Raw genomic sequence first — 22,315 nt, 5'->3', positions numbered from 1 at the left:
TTGACGCAAATTTGCAAAGCTTTGGCAGCGACTACGATGCATAATGAAAAGTAGCGAAGCATGGTTCAGTGCAGTCCGCTGGTCTATTGGAAGGCACCCTTTCCGGAGACCGCGATGCCCAATCTGCCCATCCCGTTCATCACGATCGGCCTGCTGATCGCCTCGAACCTGTTCATGACCTTTGCCTGGTATGGCCACCTCAAGAACGTCCATTCGCCACTGCCGCAGACCATCCTGATCAGCTGGGGCATCGCTTTTTTCGAGTATTGTCTTATGGTTCCGGCCAACCGTATCGGCTACGGCCATTTCTCTGCCGCCGAGTTGAAGACCATCCAGGAGATCATCACCCTGACGATCTTCGCCTTCTTCTCGACGCTCTACCTGAAGGAGCCGATGCACTGGAACCACCTGGTCGGCTTTGCCTGCATTGCGGCCGGCGGGTTCTTCATCTTCCACAAGTGGTCGTGAATCACGGCCGTCGCTGCAAACAGCGGCGACAGCATGCCACAGGGCTTGGCGGGGTCGGCATGGACATTCGTGGCGCCTGAGGATAGCCCGTTTGCATGTCGATCCAGTCCCGCCCCGAAATCCGGTTGCTTGACCGCCGGACCCCCCCGCACATTCTGACCCTGGTCCTCGTGTCGGGGCTGGCGGCCCTGTCGCTCAACATCTTCCTGCCCTCTTTGCCCTCGATGGCTGCGTACTTCGGCGTTGACTACGCGCTGATGCAGCTTTCCGTGTCGTTGTACCTGGCCATGACGGCAGCGATCCAGCTGGTGATCGGTCCTGTCTCCGACCGGTTCGGTCGTCGTCCCGTGATGTTGGGCGCGGTCGGGGTGTTCCTGCTGGCGACGCTGGTGGCGATCTTCGCGCCGAATTTTGCGGTCTTCATCGCTGCCCGCATGGTGCAGGCCGCTGTGGCGACCGCCTTCACACTCAGCCGCGCCGTGGTCCGTGATATCGTCTCGCAGGACGAGGCGGCCTCGATGATCGGATATGTCACCATGGGCATGTCTGTCGTGCCGATGGTCGGTCCCGTGATCGGCGGGGCGCTGGACGAGGTGTTTGGCTGGAAGGCCAGTTTCTGGGTGCTGGCCGGTGGAGCAGCGGGGCTTCTGGTCCTGGTCTGGGCAGACCAGGGGGAAACGGCGAAAAGCCGGTCGGCCAGCTTCGGAGCTCAGGTTCGTCAGTATCCCGAACTCCTGCGCTCGCAGAGGTTCTGGGGTTATGTGGGCGCTTCAACCTTCGCCTCTGGAGCCTTCTTTGCCTATCTTGGCGGCTCGCCCTACGTCGGCACCCGTATCTTCGGTCTGGATGCCGCCACGCTCGGCTTCTACTTCGGCGCTCCGGCCGTGGGCTACTTGATCGGCAATTTCCTTTCCGGCCGCTTTGCCATGCGTATGGGCATCAACCGCATGATCATGGCCGGAGCCTGGACAACGACCCTGGGCCTTCTGCTGCTGGCAGCGCTGGAATTCGCAGGCCTCTCGCATCCGGCCCTGTTCTTCGGCCTGACCGTCTCGGTCGGCCTTGGCAACGGCATCATGCTGCCTTCGGCAAACTCCGGCATGCTTTCGGTTCGCCCGCAACTGGCCGGATCGGCCGCCGGGCTTGGCGGCGCCATCACCATCGGCGGCGGTGCGGCGCTCTCGGCCCTGGCGGGGTGGGTGCTGCAGACAGGCGGCAGTGCGCTGGCTCTTGTCATGCTAATGGTCGCCACGTCGGCCCTGTCTCTCGTGTCGATCTTCTGGGTCATGGCGCGCGAGCGCAGGCTGCGACAGGGCTGACACTTGCCAACGAGGGCTTTGCAAAGGCATCTTCGGCTTTGCAAACTCCGGGGGAAACATGGCCACGCAAAAACTGTACGCCGGAGCCAAGCTCCGCGAGATGCGCGGCAGGCTTGGCCTGACCCAGAAGGTCTTTGCCGACAAGCTGTCGGTGTCCCTGCCCTACCTGAACCAGATGGAAAACAACCACCGCCCGGTTTCGGCCGCGGTGGTGCTGGCCTTGGCGCAGGAATTCGGGCTGGACGTGACGGAACTGACGGTGGGCGAAAGCGAACGCCTTGTCAGCGACATGCGCGAGGCACTTGCCGACCCGGTGTTTGCCAAGTCCGCCCCGCCCCTGGCAGACCTGCGGCTTGCCGCCTCGAACGCCCCGGCTCTGGCGCGGGCCTTCCTCGACCTGCATCGCGCCTATCGCCAGACACATGAGCGCCTGGCCTCCCTCGACGAGGCGCTTGGCCGCGAGGACGCGGCGCTACGCCCCAGCCCCTGGGAAGAAGTGCGCGACTTCTTCCACTATTGCGACAACTACATCGATGCCGTGGACCGTGCGGCCGAGCACTTCGCGAGCGGGCTTTCCGGGCAAAAGGACCTGATCCAGGCCGTGCGCGAAGCGCTGGCCCGACGCGGGATCACGCTGCACTTCGCCGAAATGCCGCTGATCCGTCACTATGACCCGGCCACCCGGCGGCTCGACATATCCGCGCGCATCTCAGGCCCGACGCAGCGGTTTCAGCTTCTGACGCAGGTGGCACTGCTCACGCAGAACGAACTGCTGGAAGCGACGCTGGACCTCGCGCGCTTTGCCACGCCCGAGGCGCGCGACATCGCCAAGATCGGTCTGGCCAACTACTTCGCTGGCGCGGCGCTTATGCCCTACCGCGCCTTTCTTGCAGCCGCGGGCGAAACACGCCACGACCTCGAACAACTCGCCGACCGCTTCGGTGCATCGATCGAACAGGTGGCGCACAGGCTGTCAACGTTGCAAAGGCCGGGCGCCAAGGGCATCCCGTTCTTCTTTGTGCGCGTGGACCAGGCGGGCACGATCACCAAACGCCACTCCGCCACGCGGCTTCAGTTCGCTCGGTTCGGCGGGGCCTGCCCTCTGTGGAACGTGCACCGCGCCTTCGAAACGCCCGGCCAGTTCCTCCGGCAGCTGGCCGAAACGCCTGATGGCGTGCGCTACCTCTGCCTCGCGCGCGACGTCTCGAAACCGGGAGGTTCCTTCCATGCGCCCGTGCGCCGCTATGCAATCGGGCTCGGCTGCGAAGTGCTGCACGCGCCTCAGCTTGTGTATTCCGACGGTCTGGACCTGAAGGGCCTGTTCGAACCCATCGGCATTTCCTGTCGGATCTGCGACCGGCGCGGTTGCCACCAGCGCTCGGTTCCGCCTCTTGAACGGCGCCTGAAGGTCGATCCCGACCGACGTGGCCTCTTGCCCTATGAGATGGCCGATTAGGCCGGATCGGGGCCTTGCCACCGCGCGGCGTTTTCGCTAGGCGAGCGCAAACGAGGAGAATTGTATGCAGGTCGCCGGTTCCGTATTCGTCCGCGCCCCGTCATCCAAGGTTGCGGCCGCGCTTCGTGATCCAAACATGATTGCTTCGGTCGTTCCTGCCTGTCGCGGCGTCCAGGCCACCGGACCCGACAGCTATGTCCTGCGAATCGAATATGCAGGTCCGGTGCCGATCGGCATGGATGTGGAAATGAAGCTCGAACCGCTGCGCAGCGGCGCAATCGTCGTTATGAAGGCGGGCAACGTGGTGACCGGGCGCCTCAGCAGCCGGACCGAACTGACCCTGGCTGGCGAAGCTGGCGGTTGCCGTATCTCTTGGGACGGTTCCTTGGCAGCGAGCGGGCTTGCCGGGCGTCTGATTGCGGGCAGGGATGATGCTGTCGTGGCACGGGCGAACCGGATGTTCAGCGAACTTGGTGCCAAGATCGAACAGGCGGCCCCCGCGCCGGGAGCCGCCTGAGGCCTGTCAGGCGGCGCGCAGCATCCGCGCGATTTCATCTTTCAAGGACGAACGACGGCGTCGTAGGTCTTGCTCGACATCCTCGGTCACGGCTTCCAGCCGTGTCTCGGCGCGGTGCACCTTGTCATTGACGGCGTCATAGTCCTCCAGCAGCCGGGCAAAATGCGCGTTTGCGCCCTTCAGCGCGGTTATCCGTTCGGCATCCGCCGGGAATTCTTCCTGCAAGGTGTGCGGCGTATTGGACATCGCGGTCTCCTTCTTCTTCCGATGAAGAAACCCTAGCGGCGTGAAGCGCCGCTCTCCTTGACGCGGATCAAATCACTGCCTTGCCTTGCGAAACCCCGCGGCCCGAGCCTCGGCCTCGGTGCAGAACCAGGCCTCGCCGCGCTTTGGATCAATGCGAGTCTCGGCGTAGTGTTCCTGGCCCGGCACATGGTAGATATGCCCGTTGCCCGAGATGTTGCCCTTGATCGCGCAATCCCCCGGCACAGCCTGGGCGACGACCACCTGACGGTCATGGCGAAAGCTCTCGGGCGCCTCCAGCGTGCCGCGCCAGATGCCCAGGCCCGCAGCGCGAGCCGCCTTCTCTTCACCCAGGTAATCGCGGGAGTATCGGACATAGGCCATGGCGGCCCCCGCGGCCACGAGCGATGCGCCGACATCCGCTCCCCCGACCTCGCACCGGGCAAGGAGCCTGTCATAGCGGTCACGTCCGGTGCCGGTGCAGGCCACCTCCTGCCCCGCAACCAGCTTTGCGAGGGCTTTGCGGGCATAGGCGCCGCAATCCCATTCAGCGCCCTGCGCAATGCAGCTCTGGTCATGCTCTGGGGCATCCACGCCGAAGATCCGGACCCGCTCCGCGCCGATTTCCAGTGTATCGCCGTCCACCGCCCGGGCAGGACCAGCCAGCTGCGCCAGATCCGTTGCATGACCGGGCAACGCGAGCACAACCGAAAGAAGAACAATACTTGAACGAAGTGTTAACATGGCCCCGAGATGGGGCAGATTCCCGCTTCCTTCAAGCCAAAGGTTGAAAATCAGTTAACTTCTCTGACCCTTCCCCAAGAAGAGTGAAGAGCAGACTTCTCCAAAGACGGACCGGTCTCCTAGCGCTGGCTGGTCCGCCAGTTCGGGTTGATCCAGGGCTCGGCGTTCGAAGGCGCCAGCGGCGTGCGTCCCAGAAGGTGGTCCGACACTTTCTCGCCCACCATGATCGAAGGACCGTTCAGGTTGCCATTCGTCACCTGCGGGAAGATCGAGCTGTCGGCAACGCGCAACCCTTCGACCCCGATCACCCGTGCCTCTGGGTCCACCACGGCCGTCGGGTCGTCGCGCCGCCCCATGCGCACCGTACCGCAGGGGTGATAGGCGCTTTCCACATGCTCGCGCAGGAACCCGTCCAACTCGTCGTCCGACTGCAAGGCGGCGCCCGGCTGGATTTCGGATTTCACGAAGGGCCTGAACGCCTCTTGCCCGAAGACCTCGCGCGTGAGGCGGATACAAGTGCGGAAATCCTCCCAGTCATCAGGGTGCGACATGTAGTTGAAGCGGATCACCGGCGCATCCTCGGGGCGGCCAGATCGCAGGGTCACGGCACCGCGCGACTTCGACCGCATCGGCCCGACATGGGCCTGGAACCCGTGACCGCCCGCCGCCGCCTTGCCATCGTAGCGCACCGCTATGGGCAGGAAATGGTACTGGATATCAGGATATTCCACGCCGGCCTTCGACCGGATAAAGGCGCAGGCCTCGAACTGGTTGGATGCCCCCAGCCCCTTGCCGGTGAACAGCCACTGCGCCCCCACCATCGCCTTGCCCCAAAGGTTCCAGTACTTGTACAGCGTCACCGGCTGCGCGGCAGCGAACTGCATGTAGATTTCCAGGTGATCCTGCAGGTTCTGTCCGACGCCGGGACGGTCGGCCACCACGGGGATGCCGTGCTCGGCAAGATGGGCCCCCGGCCCGATGCCCGACAGCATGAGAATCTTGGGCGAGTTGATCGACGACGCAGCGATCACCACCTCGCGCCCTGCCGTAATCACCTCGACCGCACCGTTGCGCATCACCTCGACCCCGGTAGCGCGGCCGTTCTCGATGATCACCTTGCGCGCGAGGGCGCGCACGACGGTCACCCGCCCCGTCGCAATGGCCGGCTTCAGATAGGCGTTGGAGGCAGACCAGCGCCGCCCTTTCCAGATCGTCGCCTCCATCGGGCCGAAGCCTTCTTGCTGCTGCCCATTGTAATCCATCGTCACCGGATATCCGGCCTGACGCCCCGCCTCGATGAAGGCGTGGAACAGCGGATTCGACCGGGGGCCGCGGGTGATGTGGAGCGGCCCCTTGTGGCCGCGCCAGTCGGGCTCGCCCCCGTCATGATGGCCGTGCCAATGCTCTTGCCGCTGGAAATAGGGCAGCACGTCGGCATAGGCCCAGCCCTGCGCCCCCATCTCGGCCCAGGTGTCGAAATCTTTGGCGTGGCCGCGCACATAGACCATGCCGTTGATGCTGGACGACCCGCCGATCACCTTGCCGCGCGGCGTTGCCAGCCGGCGCCCGCCGAGGTGGGGCTCCGGCTCGGTCTGGAACCCCCAGTCGTAGATCCCCATGTTCATGGGGTAGGAAAGCGCCGCTGGCATCTGGATGAAGGGCCCGGCATCCGATCCGCCGTATTCGATCACAGTCACCGAACGCCCGGCCTCGGCCAACCGATACGCCATGGCACAGCCGGCCGAACCGGCGCCGACGATCACGAAATCCGAAGTCATGTCTCTCTCAGCAATTGGGCCGCGAAGCGGTCGAAGGGAATGTTGCCGCCCGTGGCAAAGATCAGGACAGTGGCGCCGTCCAGCGGCACCCGGCCCGAAAGCGCTGCGCCAATGGCAACGGCGCCCGAAGGCTCCAACACCAGCTTCAGCGCCTCGAAGCCCGCGCGCATTCCCGCTGCCGCCTCGGCATCGGTGACCGCCACCCCCTCCACCCCGGCGGCGCGGCAGGCGGCCAGGGTGGCCTCGCCCGGCATGGTGGCCTGAAGTGCGTCGCAAATGGTGGCGCCGCCCGCCACCCGGACCCGCTCACCCCGGCGCAGGCTCTCGCCCATGCCGTCGTAGCCTGCGGGTTCCACCGCGATCAGCCGCACCTCGGGGACGGCCGCGCGCAAAGCCAGCGCAACGCCGCCCATCAGCCCGCCACCGCCCGCAGGGCACAGCACCACATCGGGCAAGGCCCCGGCTTCGGCCAGCTGCTCCAGCGCCTCCAGCCCGGCACCCGCCTGCCCGGCGACAATCTCGGGATCGTCGAAGGGGTGCAGCAACGCCAGACCTTCCTCCGCTGCGAGCCGCTTCGCAAGGTCGGACGCCACCTCTTCCCGCGGCCGGTCGCCATGATGCGACAGCACCACCCGCGCCCCAAATGCTTCGGTCGCGCGCCGCTTCACCTCTGGCGCGTCCACCGGCATGACAATGGTGACTGGCACGCCCAGATCGCGCCCCGCCGCCGCCAGCCCTTGCGCGAAATTGCCCGAGGAATAGGCCACCACGCCTCTTGCCCGTTCTTCCGCGTCAAGCACCGACAGCCGCCAGAATGCCCCGCGCAGCTTGAAGCTGCCCGCACGCTGCAGGTTCTCGGCCTTCACAAAGACCCGCGCCGCGCCCGTGGCCAAAGCCAGCGCTTCGGAGTCCAGCAAAAGCGTGCGCCGCGTGGCACCGCGTGTCACGGCGTAAGCCTGCGCGAGCCGCGCCTGCGTGGGCAGAACCGTCATAGCGGACCACCCTTCAGCGCATTGGACAGGTAATCCAGCCCGACGCGCACCGCCGCCTTGCCGTCCGGCGCGCCCTCTTTCAGCACCTCGCGCAGATACAGCCCGTCAATCAGCGCACCCAAGCCGTCCGCCACTTCTTCCGCCCGATTCCCTGCCAGTGGCCGAAGGCAGGTCAGCAGATTCGACCGTAGGCGCCGCTGATAGACCGCCAGCAGTCGCTTCGCCTGCGGCTGGCTTTGCGCCAGCACCCAGAAGTTCAGCCATGCTCCGACCACATCGCGCCGAAAGTTGGCGGGACTGAAACTTGCCGTCAGAATCGCCCGCAGCCTGTCCTCCGGTCCGTGCGCCAGCGCCAGCGCGCCCCGCACCTCGGCTCCGTACAGCGCCAGGATATGGCGCATCGCGGCCAGGAACATATCTTCCTTGGCGCCAAAATAGTGATGTGCCAGAGCCGCCGACACCCCGGCACGCTTGGCGATCTGGCTGACCGTCACGTCAAGCGAGCCCACACGCCCGATCTCTAGGATCGTCGCCTTGACCAGCGCCGCCTTCCGGATAGGCTCCATCCCCAGCTTGGGCATTGTCGCAAAACCTGCACAGAAAATGCTTGCCAGACCGAGCTAGCCCGATGTTTATTGAGCCGTCAATCAACAAAAAGACAGGGAGCCCCCGATGACCTTCCGTTCCGTCCTCCTGGCTTCGGCCACGGCCTTCGCCCTCGCGGGCTCGGCCCATGCCGCGGGCTGCGACAAGGTGATATTCTCCGATGTCGGCTGGACCGACATCACCGCCACCACCGCCGCCACCACCCTGGTGCTGGAGGCGCTTGGCTACGAGACCGAGACCAAGGTGCTGTCGGTGCCCGTCACCTATACCGGCCTTGCCCAGGGCGACATCGACGTCTTCCTCGGCAACTGGATGCCCACGATGGAGGCCGACATCGCCCCCTACCGCGACGCCGGCAAGGTCGACACCGTTCGCACCAACCTGGAAGGCGCCAAGTACACGCTGGCCACCAACGAGGCCGGCGCCGCCGCCGGCATCACCGACTTCGGCAACATCAAGGACGCAAAGGACGCGCTCGGCGCACAGATCTACGGCATCGAGCCGGGCAATGACGGCAACCGCCTGATCATGGACATGATCGCCTCCGGTCCCTTCGGCCTCGACGGATTCGAGGTGGTGGAAAGCTCCGAACAAGGCATGCTGGCCGAAGTCGCGCGCGCAGACAAGGACGGCAAGCCGATCGTCTTCCTTGGCTGGGAACCTCACCCGATGAACGCCAACTTCAAGATGACCTACCTGACAGGCGGCGACGATTACTTCGGCCCGAACTTCGGCGGTGCCATCGTGGCGACCAATGTACGCGCGGGCTACGTCGCCGAATGTCCGAACCAGGGCAAGCTGTTGCAGAACCTCGTCTTCTCGCTGCCGATGGAGAACGAGATCATGGGCGCCATCCTGAACGACGGCGAAGACCCGCGCGATGCCGCAAAGGCCTGGCTCGCGGCGAACCCGGATGCCTGGAAACCCTGGCTCGACGGCGTGACCACCAAGGACGGCGGCGACGCCGTGGCTGCCGTCACCGCGGCACTGCAGTAACCGCATCCAAAGGCCCGCTTGTCGCAAGGCGCGCGGGCCTTCCCCATCTCCGCGCATGGCAGCCAGTCCCGGAAGGAGAGAGGCGTTGAGGTCATTCCAGACGAGGGTAGCTGCAATGGTGGCGATGCTGACCGGCCTGGCCGGTCAAGTCAGCGCCCAGGATGCGCCCTTCTTCCCGCCCCCATCCGACTGGTTCAACGGCGACGCCAAGATCCCCGTCGGCAAGGCCTCGAAGCGCATCTTCGACTGGATGAACGACAATCTCGGCTGGCTGTTCGAGGCAATCTCGAACACGCTGGAAGCGCTGATCAACGGCATCCTCTGGCTGCTGCAGGCACCGCCCGCGCTGGTCGTCGTTGCGCTGTTCGTCGCCCTGACCTGGGTGTTGCAGCGCAACTGGAAGATCTGCCTTGGCGTGTTTCTCGGCTTCCTGTTCATCCTGAACCAGGGCTACTGGGAGGAAACCACCGAAAGCCTCACCTTGATCCTCACCTCCTGCATTGTCTGCATGGGCATTGGCGTGCCCATCGGCATCGCCGCCGCGCACCGGCCAAAGCTCTATTCGGCCATGTCGCCGATCCTCGACCTGATGCAGACCCTGCCAACCTTCGTCTATCTCATCCCGGCCATCGTGTTCTTTGGCCTCGGCATGGTGCCCGGCCTCATCGCCACCGTGATCTTCGTTCTGCCCGCGCCGATCCGCCTGACCCACCTCGGCGTCTCTTCCACCCCCGTCTCGCTGATGGAGGCCGCCACCGCCTTCGGCGCCACCGACAGCCAGAGGCTGTGGAAGGTGGAACTGCCCTGGGCCTTCCCGCAGATCATGGCGGGCCTGAACCAGACCATCATGCTCTCGCTGTCCATGGTCGTGATCGCGGCGTTGGTCGGCGCCAACGGACTTGGCGTGCCGGTCGTGCGCGCGCTGAACTCGGTCAACACCGCGCTCGGCTTCGAATCCGGCTTCATCATCGTCGTGGTGGCCATCGTCCTTGACCGCATGCTGAGGGTGACGCGCAAATGACTCGCAACGCGGTCGAATTCGACAAGGTCTCCATCGTCTTCGGCGAACGCCCGCTGGAAGCCCTGCCCCACATGGACAAGGGCCTCAGCCGCGCCGAAGTGCAGGAACGCTGCGGCCAGGTCCTGGGCGTGCACGACTGTTCGCTTTCGGTCGGCGAGGGCGAGATCCTCGTACTGATGGGCCTGTCCGGCTCGGGCAAGTCCACGCTCCTGCGTGGGGTGAACGCTCTGAACCCCGTGGTGCGGGGCGAAGTGCGGGTGCTTGACGGCGACCGCATGGCCTCGGTCACAAAATCCGATCCCGCCACGCTGCGCCGCCTGCGCGCGACCAAGATCGCCATGGTGTTCCAGCAGTTCGGCCTCCTGCCCTGGCGCACCGTGCGCGAGAACGTGGGCCTCGGCCTCGAACTCGCCGGCCAGTCGCCCGCCGAACGCAAGCCCAAGGTCGATGAGCAACTCGCCCTTGTGAACCTCACGCAATGGGCCGACCGCCGCGTGGGCGAGCTTTCGGGCGGCATGCAGCAGCGCGTTGGCCTTGCCCGCGCCTTCGCCACCCAGGCGCCGATCCTGTTGATGGACGAACCCTTCTCGGCGCTGGACCCGCTGATCCGCGCCCGCCTGCAAGACGAGTTGCTGGAGCTTCAGGCCCGCTTGAAGCGCACCATCGTCTTCGTCTCCCACGACCTCGACGAGGCCTTCAAGATCGGCAACCGCATTGCGCTGATGGAAGGCGGGCGCATCGTGCAATGCGGCACCGCGCGCGAGATCATCGCCAACCCGGTCAGCGACTACGTCGCCGATTTCGTGGCCCACATGAACCCGCTTGGCGTGCTGACCGCGCGCGACGTGATGGACAAGGGCGAGACTTCGGCCCTGCTGGCGGTGGACGTGGAAACCCCGGTCAGGCAAATCATGGAAGCCATGCGCGACGGCGTCACCGAAATGGCGGTTACAGAGGCCGGCACTCGCGTCGGCGTGGTCCGGCCCGGCCACCTGATGGGCCGGCTCGTCAACCCGCGCGGCTAGGGCCGCCGATAGACCAGCGTGTTGCCACGCCCGATGTAGGACAGTTCCATCCGGTCGGGCGTGATCTCCACCACGGCATAGCAGAACAGATCCTCCGGATCGCCGCCCATGACCTGGGTAAAGAACACCGGCCCGATCGGCTCTCCCTCCGGGCAGGCATCCGCGAAGGTCATCACCGAAACCGACAGCACCTCGCCGTCGTAGATGTCGGTCTGCTCCGACCCGTCCACGCGCAATGCCGCCTTGGGATCTTCGGCCGAAACCCAGTCGCCCTGCACCGCATCGCGCAGGCCCGCCCAGGGATCAGGCTCGCCCGGCTCGATCTTCGACACCGCCGCATCAACGGTGATGTCGCCCATGCTGACCATGTCGCCCGTCACGATCACCGGCGCATTCACCGGCAAGTCCGCCATCGCCGCCAGCGCGGCCGCATTGCTGACCCCGTCCGCCGCAGCGATCCAGCGCCAACCCTCGGCATAGAAGGTGCAGTCCGGCACCTCCCCCTCTGCCGAACACCCCTGCATCAGGCCCAGCACCGTGAAGGGCTCGCCATGCGTGCCCGGCTCGAAAGCGGCGATCGCCGCTTCATCGCCGCCCATGTCCGCCGCATGATCCGGCACGCCGATCATCGGCGCCTCGACCTCGCCCTTCACCACGGGCGCGCGCGGACCTGTCACCTCGAAGGTGAAGTTCTCCGCCGTGGTCCCGGTGTCCACATGCGCAAAGGGCCGCTGCTCGCCCCCTAGGGCAGCACAATCGCCATCCGCACCCGGCAGCGTGAACGGCTCTGAGGTCACGCAGAAGGCATAGCCCTCGCCCGCGAAACCCGGATCGTCCGACAGCGTGTAATAGTAGTGCTGCTGCGCCAAAGGCCCGGGCAACACCAGCTTGCACTCGCCGGGCTGAAGGCCCCACCAGCCTTCCGAAACCCACTGGCTGCCATCGCTGTAGGCGATGGCCAGCTTCTGCACCGCATCGGTGCGGTTGCAGGCGGTCAGGTCGGCCTGCGCCGCGGTTGCCACCAGAACCAGCCCCGCCGACAGACCCACGAGCCGCATGTTCCCCTACTCCTCTGACTTCGCCGCCCTTGCAGGTGCCTTCTTCGCGCCCGCCGCCTTTGCCGGAGCCTTCTTGGCCGGGGCCTTTTTCGCCGCCGGTTTCGCCGCCGGTTTCGCCGCCTTATCGGCCGCAGGCTTTGCCGCGGCCTTCTTCGCCGGCGCCTTCTTGCCCGACTTGCCAGCCTTCTCGGCAATCAGCGCCAGCGCCTCCTCCAGCGTCACCGCCTCGGGCTCCATGCCCTTGGGCAGCGTGGCGTTGACCTTTTCCCACTTGACGTAAGGCCCATAGCGGCCCGGCATCACCTGCACCTCGCCGCCATCGGGGTGCGCGCCCAGCACCTTCAACGGGCCCGCCACGGTGCGCGCGCCACGCCCCCGGCTCGCCTTCTGCGCCAGCACCTCGACCGCCCGGTTCATGCCGATGGTGAAGACCTCCTCCACCTCGGGCAGGTTGGCATAGGTGGAACCATGCTTCACATAGGGCCCGAACCGGCCGATCCCGGCCTCGACCATCTCGCCGTCCTCGGGATGAGGCCCGACCTTGCGCGGCAGCGACAACAGCTCCAGCGCCCGCTCCAGCGTCAGTTCGGCCGGCGCCCAGCCCTTGGGCAGGCTGGCCCGGTCCGGCTTCGGCCGGTCCTCGGTGGCCTCGCCGCGCTGGACATATGGACCGAACCGCCCATCCTTCAGCGCAATCTCGTTGCCCGCCTCGTCGGTGCCCAGCACCCGTTCACCGCCCGCGCCCTCTTCCCCGCCCGAGATCGGCCGGGTATACCGGCATTCCGGATAGTTGCCGCAGCCGATGAAGGCCCCGCCCGACCGCGCCGTCTTCAGGTGCAGCCGCCCGGTGCCGCAAGTCGGGCAGATACGCGGGTCAGACCCGTCCGCCCGCGGCGGATAGAGGTGCGGCGAGAGGAATTCGTCGATCTTGTCCAGTACCTCGCCGATGCGCAGATCGGCCGTCTCGGCCACGGCGGCCGAGAAATCGCGCCAGAACCGCGCAAGCACGTCCTTGTAATCGCGCGCCCCGGCCGAGACATCGTCCAGTTCCTCTTCAAGATCCGCGGTGAAATCATACTCCACATAACGGCGGAAAAAGTTGGTCAGGAAGGCAGTCACCAGCCGCCCCTTGTCCTGCGGGATCAGCCGGTTCTTGTCCTTGGCCACATAGTCCCGCTCGACCAGGGTGGCCAGAATCGAGGCATAGGTCGATGGCCGCCCGATCCCCAGCTCTTCCATGCGCTTGACGAGCGAAGCCTCGGTATAGCGCGGCGGCGGTTGCGTGAAATGCTGGTCAGGCGTGACGGCCTTCTTCTCGGCCGGCTCGCCAGCCATGATCTGAGGCAGGCGACCTTCGTCGTCGCCGTCGTCATCGCGGCCCTCGTCATAGACCTTCAGGAACCCGTCGAACAGCACGACCTGCCCCGTAGCCCGCAGCGCCACTTCGCCGTCCGGGCTCGCCACATCCACCGTGGTCCGCTCCAGCCGGGCGCTGGCCATCTGGCTGGCGATCGTGCGCTTCCAGATCAGGTCGTAGAGACGGCGCTGATCCTCCTCGGCGCGCAGCTTCTCGGGCGAAAGCCCCATGTCGGTCGGCCGGATGCACTCATGCGCTTCCTGCGCATTCTTCGCCTTGTTCTTGTAGATACGGGGGCTGTCCGGCACGTAAGAAGCGCCGAAGCGCGCGCCGATCTCGGCCCGCGCCGCCGACACCGCCTCGGGCGCCATGTCGATGCCGTCGGTCCGCATATAGGTGATGTGCCCGGCCTCATACAGCCGTTGCGCCGCATTCATGCAGGCCCGCGCCCCCATGCCCAGCTTGCGGCTCGCCTCCTGCTGCAGGGTCGAGGTCATGAAGGGTGGCCAGGGGTTGCGCGTCGCTGGCTTGGCCTCCACCGCGGCAACCTTCAGGGGCCGCGACCGGACCGCCTGTACCGCAATCTCGGCCGCTTCCGAAGTCGGGATGTCGAAGCGCTGCAGCTTCTTGCCGCCAAGGACGGTCAGCGTCGCCTCAAAGTCCTGCCCGCGCGGCGTCGTCAGAACTGCCTTCACCGTCCAGTATTCCTGCGCGCGGAAGGCCTCGATCTCCATCTCGCGCTCGACGATCAGGCGCAGACAGACCGACTGCACTCGGCCCGCCGACCGCGCCCCTGGCAGTTTGCGCCACAACACCGGCGACAGGGTAAAGCCCACCAGGTAATCCAGCGCACGGCGCGCCAGATAAGCATCCACCAGCGCCTGGTCCACCTCGCGCGGGGCCTTCATCGCCTGGGTCACGGCATCCTTGGTGATGGCGTTGAACGTGACGCGGGCGACCTTCTTGCCCTTCTTCAGGCTGGAGGCCAGCGCCTCCTGCAAGTGCCAGGAAATCGCTTCGCCCTCGCGGTCGGGGTCGGTTGCCAGGATCAGCGTGTCGTCGGTCTTAAGCGCCTCGGCAATGGCGCGGACATGCTTCTTGCTTTCCGGCGCAACCTCCCAGGTCATGCCGAAATCGTGCTCGGTATCCACCGATCCATCCTTGGCCGGCAGGTCGCGCACATGTCCGTACGAAGCGAGGACAGTGTAGTCGTCGCCCAGATATTTGTTGATTGTCTTGGCCTTGGCCGGAGACTCGACAACAACGACAGCCATGAAAACCCCTGAGCCAACCGATACGCCCAATCCGGCGCGGGCCGGGCTACATGGGGAGGTAGGCGGGGGTTTGTCAACCGCCAGAGGTGCAGGCGACCTTTGCGCCGCGACAAGGCAAAGACAATTGCCCACCAAACCCCTCAACCTCAGTCGCCCGGTTTGCCTTCTGCGAAGACCCGGCGAAGGCGTCCTGAAGCAACCCTGCCTGCGAAGGATTGGCATCGAATCCCGGAGCGGGTCTACAGGTCCAACTGGCCGCGCAACGAAACTTGCACCGCGCGAGAACCCGTCCCCGGTCGCTGTCCTTGCCGGACCGAAAGACCAGTTCAGGTTGGCCCGATCTGGTTGGCCTCATCGAGCACGCCCGACAGTCAAGGGTTGCTCGCCCGTCCGACGTCCGCCTTTGCAATCAGCTATCGTCGACGGGAACGACCGACCGGCAAACCGTCACAACCTGCCCATTTCCGCCCGCCCGGCCGTTCATGCCGCGCCGCTCCAAGGGCGCCGCCAATCAACCTACACGGCTCAACAGCCCGCCCGCCGCGCGGTGGATGCGCCCCTCTAGCTCCAGCGCCACCAGCTCCGGTGCGATGACCGAGGCCGGCTCGGCCAGGTCGCGGATCAGCTGGTCCTCGGCCAGCGGGCTCGGCCCCAGCCGGTCGAGGATGCGGCCATGCAGTGCCGCGATCTCGGTGAGCGGACGCCGAACTGGCACAGGCCCCGGCAGCACGGTTGCCGACCGGCGTGCCGCGGGCATCGTCACGGGCTCTGGCGGGGCATCCACGCCCTGCCCCGGCTCGGGCACGGCCGCCATGCCAAGCGCCTCCAGCACGTCGGACGCGCTACGCACCAGAACAGCGCCTTCGCGGATCAGCTGGTTGCAGCCTGCGGCGCGGGCGTCGAACGGATGGCCCGGCACCGCCAGAACCTCGCGACCCTGGTCCAGCGCCTCTTTCGCGGTGATCAGGCTGCCCGACCGCGAAGCTGCCTCCACCACCACCACGGCGCGCGACAGGCCAGAGATGATGCGGTTGCGCAGCGGGAAATGCCGCGCCTGAGGCTCGCAGCCCATCGGTTGTTCGCTGACAAGACAGCCCCTCGCGGCAACATCCGCGTAGAGAGCTGCATTTTCAGATGGGTACAGCACATCCACGCCCCCCGCCATCACCGCCACCGTGCCGGTCGGCAGTGCCGCGCGGTGCGCCTCGGCATCGATGCCGCGCGCGAGACCCGAAATCACCACCTGGCCCGCCTGCCCGAGCGATTCGGCCAAGCGCCGCGCCATCCGCTGGCCCAGGGACGAGGCATTGCGCGCGCCCACCAGCGCCACCACAGGGCGCGACAGCCAGGACACATCGCCCAGGCACCACAGAAGCGGCGGCGCATCGGGCAGATCCATCAGGGATTGCGGGTAGTCCGGACCGCCGTGGCGCAGAAGCCGCGCCCCGGCGGCCCGACCGCGCGACAACTCCGCCCGCGCCACGTCGACCGGGCAGGGTTCATATCCATCGACACCCGCCGCCCGGGCAATATCCGGCAGCGCAGCCAGCGCGCGGCGCACATCGCCGTGGTCGGCGACCAGCCGGTGAAAGGTCGTCGGTCCGACCCGGCGGGAACGAATGAGACGAAGCCAGTCGACCGGGTCTTCGCCCAGGGGTGTGGGGTGGGGTGTGGGTTGGACGGTCCGATCCGCAGCCATTCTGCACCTCGCCTCATTCGCGATTCGGAGGTTGCGCCAGTTCCAGTTAACGTGAGGTGAATCGTCCCCACAGACTCGCACGACGCGCGATCAGCACCCGCCGATCCCCCGTTGAACCTCCGCCCAAAGTTTGATCAAATGTCGTCATCCGCCCCGGGCCCGGGGCCAACCGACGGAGAGGACCATGCTGAACGCAGATGTCGCCCGCCGCCGCGACGAGGCGATCTCGCGCGGGGTGGGCATGATGACCCAGATCTATGCCGAACGCGCCGAGAACGCGGAACTCTGGGACATCGAGGGCAATCGCTACATCGACTTCGCCGCCGGCATCGCCGTGGTGAACACCGGCCACCGGCATCCGAAGGTGATGGCGGCGGTCAAGGCCCAGCTCGACCGCTTCACCCACACCTGCCACCAGGTCATTCCCTACGAGAGCTACATCCACCTCGCCGAACGGCTGAACGCCGCGGTGCCAGGCGATTTCGCCAAGAAGACGATCTTCGTCACCACCGGCGCGGAAGCCTGCGAGAACGCGATCAAGATCGCCCGCGTCGCCACGGGCCGCGATGCCGTCATTGCCTTCGGCGGCGGCTTCCATGGCCGCACTTTCATGGGCATGGCGCTGACCGGCAAGGTCGAGCCCTACAAGAAGGGCTTCGGCTCGATGATGCCGGGCATCTTCCACGTGCCCTTCCCGATGGGTCCGCATGGCGTCTCCACCAAGGACGCGATGGCCGGCATCGAAAAGCTGTTCAAGGCCGATCTCGACCCCGCCCGCGTCGCCGCCATCATCTTCGAACCCGTCCAGGGCGAAGGCGGTTTCTACCCCGCCCCGGCCGACCTGGTGAAGGCGATCCGCGCGCTCTGCGACAAGCATGGCATCGTCATGATCGCCGACGAGGTGCAGACCGGCTTCGCCCGCACCGGCGCCATGTTCGCCATGGAAGCCTACGGCGTCGCGGCAGACCTCACCACCATGGCCAAGGGCCTGGGCGGCGGCCTGCCGATCGCGGCGGTCACCGGTAAGGCGGACCTGATGGACGCGGCCAACCCCGGTGGTCTTGGCGGCACCTATGCCGGCAACCCGCTTGGCGTCGCCGCAGCCCATGCCGTGCTGGACGTGATCGAGGAGGAAGACCTCTGCGCCCGCGCCAATGAACTGGGCAGCCGCCTGAAGCAGAAGCTGGAAGCGATCCGCGCCACCACGCCCGAGATCATCGACATCCGCGGCCCCGGCTTCATGGTCGCCGTGGAATTCGCCAATCCCGCCACCCACGAACCCGATGCCGGCTTCACAGGCCGGGTCCGGACCGAGGCGCTGAAGCGCGGCCTGATCCTGCTGACCTGCGGCGTCTATGGCAACGTGATCCGCTTCCTCGCGCCGATCACCATCCCCGAGGCGCATTTCACCGAAGCGCTCGGCATCCTGGAAGAATCAGTCGCCGCCGCCCGCGCGGCCTGATCCCCGGACAGGAACGACCTGGAAGGGCGGGGATTTCCCCGCCCTTTTCCATGCGGCCCGCGCACCGGCGGCCCGCCCGCGCCAAGCGCAATCCGTCAGCGCCCCGCCCCCGCCGCCCTTGCCCGACCACGCCCAAGCCGCTAATCCGGCGGGCCATGGGCCAAAGCGGCATCCTCATCGAAGGCCTCGGCTACGAGGTGGCGGGACGGCGCATCCTGTCCGGCCTGTCTGCTCATCTGACCGAACGGCGCATCGGCATCGTCGGGCGCAACGGCTCGGGCAAGACCACGCTCCTGCGCCTGATCGCCGGGCTGATTGCGCCCACCCAGGGCACGATCGAGGTCGAAGGCATGAACCCTGCGGGCGACCGCAAGGCCATGCTCGCCCGGCTCGGCATCCTGTTCCAGAACCCCGATCACCAGATCATCTTCCCCACGGTGCTGGAGGAAATCGCCTTCGGCCTCGCCCAGCTTGGCCATCCCCGTCCCGAGGCCGAGGCCCGCGCCCGCGCCGTCCTCGCCGCCCATGGCCGCGCCCATTGGGAAGGCGCGCGGGTCGAAACGCTCAGCCACGGCCAGAAACAGGTGCTTTGCCTGCTGTCCGTCCTGGCAATGCAGCCTGCCACGATCCTGCTGGACGAGCCCTTCGCCGCACTGGACCTGCCCACCCGCGCCCGCCTGCACCGCCTGTTCGATGCCTTGCCGCAGCGGCTTGTCACCATCACCCATGACCCCGCCACGCTGGAGGACGCTGACCGCATACTCTGGCTCGAGGACGGCCAGCTTGTTGCCGACGGCCCCGCGCCCGAGATCCTGCCCCTCTTCCGCGCCGAAATGGCAAGGATCGGAGCCGCCGATGCTGACACTGACCTCCCCCATTGAGACGCCGCTTCACCGGATTCCCGCCGGAGCGAAGCTGGCGGCGCTCTGCGTCACAACGGTCATCCTTTTCGCCCTGTCCTCGCCGCTCGCCCTTGGCATTGCGCTTGCGGTCGTGGCTGCCCTCTACCTAGCCAACGGCCGCGCCTTCGCCCTTCAGGGTCTGCGCCTTCTGCGCCCGCTTTGGCCTTTCGTACTCGTCGTGGCGCTCTGGCACCTGTGGACGGGCGCGCTGGCGGAAGGCGCCGCGATCCTGATGCGCATGGTCGCCGCAGTTGCCGCCGCAAACCTCGTCACGCTGACCACGCGCCTGTCCGACCTGATGGCCGTGCTGGAGCGTCTGACCGCCCCTCTCGCCCGCCTCGGCCTCTCGCCACGCACCCTCTCGCTCGCCGTGGCGCTGGTGATCCGCTTCGTCCCGGTCCTTCTCGACCGCCAGGCCCGCCTTTGCGAGGCCTGGTCGGCCCGTTCACCCCGCCGCCCCGGCTGGCGGCTCCTCGTCCCCGCCACGCTTGGCACGCTGGACGATGCGGACCGCGTGGCAGAAGCCTTGCGCGCGCGGGGCGGCATCGGCTAACCATCGGCAACGCCGCAGCGCAGAAAGCCGCCCATGGAACGCAACCTCACCCATATCGCCCTTTTCGCCGCGCTGATCGCCATTCTCGGCCTCGTGCCGAAGATCGACCTTGCCGGTGGCGTGCCGATCACCGCGCAATCGCTCGGCATCATGCTCTGCGGTACGGTCCTCGGCGCGAAACGCGGCGCTCTGGCGGTGCTCCTGTTCCTCGCGCTCGTCGCCCTTGGCCTGCCCCTCCTGTCGGGCGGACGCGGCGGGCTCGGCGTCTTCACCGGCCCATCGGTCGGCTACCTCGTGGGCTTCCCCCTCGCCGCCTTCACCGCAGGCTGGGTGGTCGAACGCACGACTCTCCCCCTCGGCATTGCCGCCACCGCCGGGGCCGTCATCGGCGGCATCGGCGTGCTCTACATCTTTGGCATCCCCGGTATGGCGCTGGTCCTGGGCAAATCCCTGTCCGAAGCCGCCTTCCTTGGCATGGCCTTCCTGCCCGGCGACCTCATCAAGTCGGTGCTTGCCGGCCTCATCACCCGCGCGCTCGCTCAGATGCGCCCCGGCTCGGTCCTGTCGCGCGCCTGAACCAGAAGGGCGGCGCCCACGCCGCCCGCCCCTGCGATGCCGGCCAGCCCGTATCCCCGGCTCAACCCGTGGAACAGCCGCACCGCCAGCATCGCGCCCGAGGCGCCAACGGGGTGCCCAAAGGCCAGCCCGCCGCCCTCGGGGTTCACGCGGCCCATGTCCAGCCCAAGCGCCGTGACGGTCGCCATGGCCTGCACGGCAAAGGCCTCCATCAACTCCACCCGCTCCAGCTGGCTCGCACCGATCCCGGCCCGCTCCAGCACCGCCCGCATCGGCGCAATCGCCGACAGCCCAGGCTCCAGCGGATCGCTGCCAAGCGTCGCGCTGTCCACGATCCGCAGCGCGCGCGGAAACCGCGCCGCCAACCGACCGCTCACCACCAGGCAAAAAGCCGCCCCATCCGCCGCTACCGCCATTGTCGCCGCCGTGATGCTGCCCGCCACGACCTTCGCCCGCGCCGCCAACGCAGGTGTCAGCCGCCGCGGAAAGGCATCCCGCCCCACGCCGGCCAGTTCCACAATCCCCGAAGCCCCCGCCGCCAGCGCCTTCCGATGGCTTTCCACCGCAAAGGCCTCCTGCGCCGCGCGGCCAATCCCCAACCGCTCTGCCAGTGCCGCCGCCGCCTCGGCCATGCCGGGGTCGCGGTCCGGCCAGGGCGTGAACGGCGCCTCGTCGTAAGGCACAGGCGGCCCGCCCTCCGGGTCGGTCGCCAGCCGCAACGGCCGGCGCGAGTAACTCTCCACGCCCCCCGCCAGCACCGCCTCCGCCCCGCTTTCCACCAGCGCCGCCGCCAGCCTTAGCGCGTCCAGTCCGCCCGCGCATTGACGGTCGATCGTCAGACCTGCCACAAGCAACCCCGACGCCAGCGCCACGCGCCGCGCCGGATTTCCCCCGGCTCCAAGAGCGTTTGAGACGACAAGCTCATCTACCGCCTCAACGCCGGCATCGGCCAGAACTGCCCGCACCACCGGCGCCCCCTGGTCCTCGATCCGCAGCCGCGCGAAGGCCCCGCCACGCGGCACCACCGCCGTCCGCCGCGCCGCCACGATCCAGGCACTCACAGCCGCCCCTCCAACGCCCGCAGGTCCGTCTTGCCAGAGGCCAGCTCCGGCCAGTCAATCACCCAGACCACCCGCTTCGGCGCCTTGGTCGCCCCCAGTTCCGCCCGCACCGCGCGCAGGATCGCCGCCTCCTGAGCGGCATCCCCCATCAGCACAGCCACCAGCACCGCGCCCCGCAACCCATCCGGCCGTGCCAGTACCGCCGCCCGCCGCACGCCGGGCAGGCCGGCAAGATAGCCCTCGATCTCCTCCGGAAAGACATTGGCATCCGCCACCGTCACCATCCGCCCCGCGCGCCCCGCCAGCCACAGGAACCCCCCGCGGAGCGTCCCCCATTCCCCCACCGACAGCCAGCCCTCCCGCCACCGCGCCCCGCCCGGCTCACCACCATAGCCGGCAAAGACATAAGGACTCCGCACCCAGATCTCGCCCGGCTCACCTTCCGGCGCATCAATCTCCACCCCCGGATAGGCCCGCCCCACCGATCCCTCGGGCGTTGCCTCATCCGCCACGGCGATGAAGCTCGCCTCCGCCGCGCCGTAGAACTCGGTCACCACCGCCCCCGGCGCCATCTCCCGCAGCGCCGCGCGCAAGTCGGTGTCCAGCTTCGCTCCACCCACCACCACGCGCCGCAGCGCCAGCACCGGCCCTCCGGCCTCGACCATCAGCCGCAACTGCGCGGGCGTGGCATAGACCACCCCCACCCCCCACGCCGCCAGAGCCGCGCGCTGCCGGTCAGGGCGCAAGCCCTCCAGCAGATGCACCTCTGCCCCCAGGCTCAAGCCCTCCACCGCACCATACAACGCCAGCGAGGACGCCAGCCCTCCCGGCACCGCCACCGCCTGCCCCGGCCCGATCCCGAACAGCCCCGCATTCACCGCGAAACTCGTGGCCCACGACGCCTGCGACCGCACAATCCGCCGCGGCACCCCAAGCGAGCCCGAGGTCAGGGTCTCGAACCACCCTGCCCCTTCTTCTTTGCGCAAATACTCCGGGGGGACTTCGGGGGGGCTGGCCCCCCCGCCCGTGATCGGCAATCCCGGCGCGCCAACCCGGAACGGCAACCCCTCCCCGGCCCGCGCCATCGCGCCGGCCAGGGCCAACGGCCCCGGCCGTTCCTCCAGCACCGCATCGCCCACGGAAACCTGCCGCTGCTCCGCCCCGTCCGGCCCGTACAGCCGCGCCGCCGGATGCCAGCGGAACCCCAT

The 22,315-nt window shown here is 67.3% G+C and carries 21 protein-coding genes and 1 pseudogene; 12 read left to right on the top strand and 10 right to left on the bottom strand.

All coding sequences use genetic code 11. The features are described 5' to 3' along the window. Window positions 1-114: 114 nt before the first annotated feature. From JO391_RS06285 to JO391_RS06270, 4 genes are all read left to right on the top strand, one after another. Window positions 115-468, top strand: a complete 354-nt coding sequence (locus JO391_RS06285; protein WP_220663441.1) for a DMT family protein — start codon at window positions 115-117, stop codon at window positions 466-468. A 101-nt stretch (window positions 469-569) separates the two neighbouring features. Further along, window positions 570-1,787 (top strand): multidrug effflux MFS transporter, encoded by a 1,218-nt coding sequence (locus tag JO391_RS06280; RefSeq protein ID WP_375155701.1) that lies wholly within the window; start codon window positions 570-572, stop codon window positions 1,785-1,787. Window positions 1,788-1,845: 58 nt separating this feature from the next. Further along, a complete protein-coding gene (locus tag JO391_RS06275) occupies window positions 1,846-3,243 on the top strand; it encodes a helix-turn-helix domain-containing protein (RefSeq protein ID WP_220663438.1) in 1,398 nt (465 codons plus the stop codon). A 64-nt stretch (window positions 3,244-3,307) separates the two neighbouring features. Continuing rightward, the gene (locus JO391_RS06270) at window positions 3,308-3,760 is read left to right on the top strand and encodes an SRPBCC family protein (protein ID WP_220663437.1); all 453 of its coding nucleotides are present in this window, start codon (window positions 3,308-3,310) and stop codon (window positions 3,758-3,760) included. Window positions 3,761-3,766: 6 nt separating this feature from the next. On the opposite strand, the gene JO391_RS06265 is transcribed toward JO391_RS06270, so the two are convergent. The 5 genes from JO391_RS06265 to betI all read right to left on the bottom strand — a co-directional run bounded on the left by JO391_RS06265 (window position 3,767) and on the right by betI (window position 8,098). Then, complete coding sequence (locus JO391_RS06265; RefSeq protein ID WP_220663436.1) at window positions 3,767-4,006, bottom strand: HP1242/YdcH family protein; 240 nt, start codon at window positions 4,004-4,006, stop codon at window positions 3,767-3,769. Between the two features lie 72 nt (window positions 4,007-4,078). Further along, window positions 4,079-4,708 (bottom strand): thermonuclease family protein, encoded by a 630-nt coding sequence (locus JO391_RS06260; RefSeq protein WP_310795063.1) that lies wholly within the window; start codon window positions 4,706-4,708, stop codon window positions 4,079-4,081. A 158-nt stretch (window positions 4,709-4,866) separates the two neighbouring features. Continuing rightward, window positions 4,867-6,525, bottom strand: coding sequence for a choline dehydrogenase (betA, locus tag JO391_RS06255; RefSeq protein ID WP_220663434.1), 1,659 nt, complete (start codon window positions 6,523-6,525; stop codon window positions 4,867-4,869). Continuing rightward, window positions 6,522-7,517, bottom strand: coding sequence for a threonine ammonia-lyase (locus JO391_RS06250; RefSeq protein ID WP_220663432.1), 996 nt, complete (start codon window positions 7,515-7,517; stop codon window positions 6,522-6,524). Before JO391_RS06250 ends, betA begins: the two co-directional genes overlap by 4 nt. Next, window positions 7,514-8,098 (bottom strand): choline-binding transcriptional repressor BetI, encoded by a 585-nt coding sequence (betI, locus tag JO391_RS06245; RefSeq protein ID WP_220663430.1) that lies wholly within the window; start codon window positions 8,096-8,098, stop codon window positions 7,514-7,516. Before betI ends, JO391_RS06250 begins: the two co-directional genes overlap by 4 nt. Before the next feature lie 91 nt (window positions 8,099-8,189). Here betI and choX point away from each other — a divergent pair, with 91 nt between their 5' ends. The 3 genes from choX (at window position 8,190) to choV (ending at window position 11,165) form a co-directional block, all read left to right on the top strand. After that, entirely contained in the window at window positions 8,190-9,119 is a 930-nt protein-coding gene (choX, locus tag JO391_RS06240; protein WP_220663428.1) for a choline ABC transporter substrate-binding protein, read from the top strand. An 85-nt stretch (window positions 9,120-9,204) separates the two neighbouring features. Further along, window positions 9,205-10,140, top strand: a complete 936-nt coding sequence (gene choW / locus JO391_RS06235; RefSeq protein ID WP_259444833.1) for a choline ABC transporter permease subunit — start codon at window positions 9,205-9,207, stop codon at window positions 10,138-10,140. Continuing rightward, window positions 10,137-11,165, top strand: coding sequence for a choline ABC transporter ATP-binding protein (choV, locus tag JO391_RS06230; RefSeq protein WP_220663426.1), 1,029 nt, complete (start codon window positions 10,137-10,139; stop codon window positions 11,163-11,165). Before choW ends, choV begins: the two co-directional genes overlap by 4 nt. On the opposite strand, the gene JO391_RS06225 is transcribed toward choV, so the two are convergent. From JO391_RS06225 to dprA, 3 genes are all read right to left on the bottom strand, one after another. After that, on the bottom strand, window positions 11,162-12,223 hold the full coding sequence (locus tag JO391_RS06225; RefSeq protein ID WP_220663424.1) for a DUF1036 domain-containing protein: 1,062 nt from the start codon (window positions 12,221-12,223) through the stop codon (window positions 11,162-11,164). The two genes, choV and JO391_RS06225, sit on opposite strands and share 4 nt — an antisense overlap. 6 nt (window positions 12,224-12,229) lie before the next feature. Beyond that, a complete protein-coding gene (gene topA / locus JO391_RS06220; protein ID WP_220663422.1) occupies window positions 12,230-14,854 on the bottom strand; it encodes a type I DNA topoisomerase in 2,625 nt (874 codons plus the stop codon). A gap of 511 nt (window positions 14,855-15,365) precedes the next feature. After that, complete coding sequence (dprA, locus tag JO391_RS06215; protein WP_220663420.1) at window positions 15,366-16,553, bottom strand: DNA-processing protein DprA; 1,188 nt, start codon at window positions 16,551-16,553, stop codon at window positions 15,366-15,368. A 184-nt stretch (window positions 16,554-16,737) separates the two neighbouring features. Between dprA and JO391_RS06210 the strand changes: the two genes are divergently transcribed. The 5 genes and pseudogenes from JO391_RS06210 (at window position 16,738) to JO391_RS06195 (ending at window position 20,046) form a co-directional block, all read left to right on the top strand. Then, window positions 16,738-18,015 (top strand): 4-aminobutyrate--2-oxoglutarate transaminase, encoded by a 1,278-nt coding sequence (locus tag JO391_RS06210; protein WP_220663418.1) that lies wholly within the window; start codon window positions 16,738-16,740, stop codon window positions 18,013-18,015. A gap of 248 nt (window positions 18,016-18,263) precedes the next feature. Next, window positions 18,264-18,605 (top strand): annotated as a pseudogene (locus JO391_RS21785) (ATP-binding cassette domain-containing protein); the annotation flags it as partial. 21 nt (window positions 18,606-18,626) lie between these two features. After that, window positions 18,627-18,896 (top strand): ATP-binding cassette domain-containing protein, encoded by a 270-nt coding sequence (locus JO391_RS21780; RefSeq protein WP_375155700.1) that lies wholly within the window; start codon window positions 18,627-18,629, stop codon window positions 18,894-18,896. Further along, window positions 18,871-19,470 (top strand): energy-coupling factor transporter transmembrane component T family protein, encoded by a 600-nt coding sequence (locus JO391_RS06200; RefSeq protein ID WP_220663414.1) that lies wholly within the window; start codon window positions 18,871-18,873, stop codon window positions 19,468-19,470. The genes JO391_RS21780 and JO391_RS06200 overlap by 26 nt, the downstream gene beginning before the upstream one ends. Before the next feature lie 33 nt (window positions 19,471-19,503). Further along, on the top strand, window positions 19,504-20,046 hold the full coding sequence (locus JO391_RS06195; protein WP_220663412.1) for a biotin transporter BioY: 543 nt from the start codon (window positions 19,504-19,506) through the stop codon (window positions 20,044-20,046). Here JO391_RS06195 and JO391_RS06190 read toward each other — a convergent pair. Beyond that, entirely contained in the window at window positions 20,010-21,107 is a 1,098-nt protein-coding gene (locus JO391_RS06190; RefSeq protein WP_220663411.1) for a thiolase family protein, read from the bottom strand. The genes JO391_RS06195 and JO391_RS06190 overlap by 37 nt on opposite strands. Beyond that, window positions 21,104-22,315, bottom strand: a complete 1,212-nt coding sequence (locus tag JO391_RS06185) for an AMP-binding protein (protein ID WP_220663410.1) — start codon at window positions 22,313-22,315, stop codon at window positions 21,104-21,106. Before JO391_RS06185 ends, JO391_RS06190 begins: the two co-directional genes overlap by 4 nt.

Origin of the sequence: Neotabrizicola shimadae (genome assembly GCF_019623905.1) — a bacterium.
GTDB classification, from domain to species: domain Bacteria; phylum Pseudomonadota; class Alphaproteobacteria; order Rhodobacterales; family Rhodobacteraceae; genus Neotabrizicola; species Neotabrizicola shimadae.
This window is presented reverse-complemented; position numbering and strand designations above follow the sequence as displayed.

Bases quoted from the DNA above. Each gene is read 5' to 3' on its own strand.
- JO391_RS06275 (WP_220663438.1), top strand. From the start codon at position 1,846: ATGGCCACGCAAAAACTGTACGCCGGAGCCAAGCTCCGCGAGATGCGC.
- JO391_RS06285 (WP_220663441.1), top strand. From the start codon at position 115: ATGCCCAATCTGCCCATCCCGTTCATCACGATCGGCCTGCTGATCGCC.
- JO391_RS06195 (WP_220663412.1), top strand. From the start codon at position 19,504: ATGGAACGCAACCTCACCCATATCGCCCTTTTCGCCGCGCTGATCGCC.
- choX (WP_220663428.1), top strand. From the start codon at position 8,190: ATGACCTTCCGTTCCGTCCTCCTGGCTTCGGCCACGGCCTTCGCCCTC.
- JO391_RS06265 (WP_220663436.1), bottom strand. From the start codon at position 4,006: ATGTCCAATACGCCGCACACCTTGCAGGAAGAATTCCCGGCGGATGCC.
- dprA (WP_220663420.1), bottom strand. From the start codon at position 16,553: ATGGCTGCGGATCGGACCGTCCAACCCACACCCCACCCCACACCCCTG.
- JO391_RS06210 (WP_220663418.1), top strand. From the start codon at position 16,738: ATGCTGAACGCAGATGTCGCCCGCCGCCGCGACGAGGCGATCTCGCGC.
- JO391_RS21780 (WP_375155700.1), top strand. From the start codon at position 18,627: ATGCAGCCTGCCACGATCCTGCTGGACGAGCCCTTCGCCGCACTGGAC.
- betI (WP_220663430.1), bottom strand. From the start codon at position 8,098: ATGCCCAAGCTGGGGATGGAGCCTATCCGGAAGGCGGCGCTGGTCAAG.
- JO391_RS06185 (WP_220663410.1), bottom strand. From the start codon at position 22,315: ATGGGGTTCCGCTGGCATCCGGCGGCGCGGCTGTACGGGCCGGACGGG.
- JO391_RS06225 (WP_220663424.1), bottom strand. From the start codon at position 12,223: ATGCGGCTCGTGGGTCTGTCGGCGGGGCTGGTTCTGGTGGCAACCGCG.
- choV (WP_220663426.1), top strand. From the start codon at position 10,137: ATGACTCGCAACGCGGTCGAATTCGACAAGGTCTCCATCGTCTTCGGC.
- JO391_RS06250 (WP_220663432.1), bottom strand. From the start codon at position 7,517: ATGACGGTTCTGCCCACGCAGGCGCGGCTCGCGCAGGCTTACGCCGTG.
- topA (WP_220663422.1), bottom strand. From the start codon at position 14,854: ATGGCTGTCGTTGTTGTCGAGTCTCCGGCCAAGGCCAAGACAATCAAC.
- JO391_RS06200 (WP_220663414.1), top strand. From the start codon at position 18,871: ATGCTGACACTGACCTCCCCCATTGAGACGCCGCTTCACCGGATTCCC.
- betA (WP_220663434.1), bottom strand. From the start codon at position 6,525: ATGACTTCGGATTTCGTGATCGTCGGCGCCGGTTCGGCCGGCTGTGCC.
- JO391_RS06270 (WP_220663437.1), top strand. From the start codon at position 3,308: ATGCAGGTCGCCGGTTCCGTATTCGTCCGCGCCCCGTCATCCAAGGTT.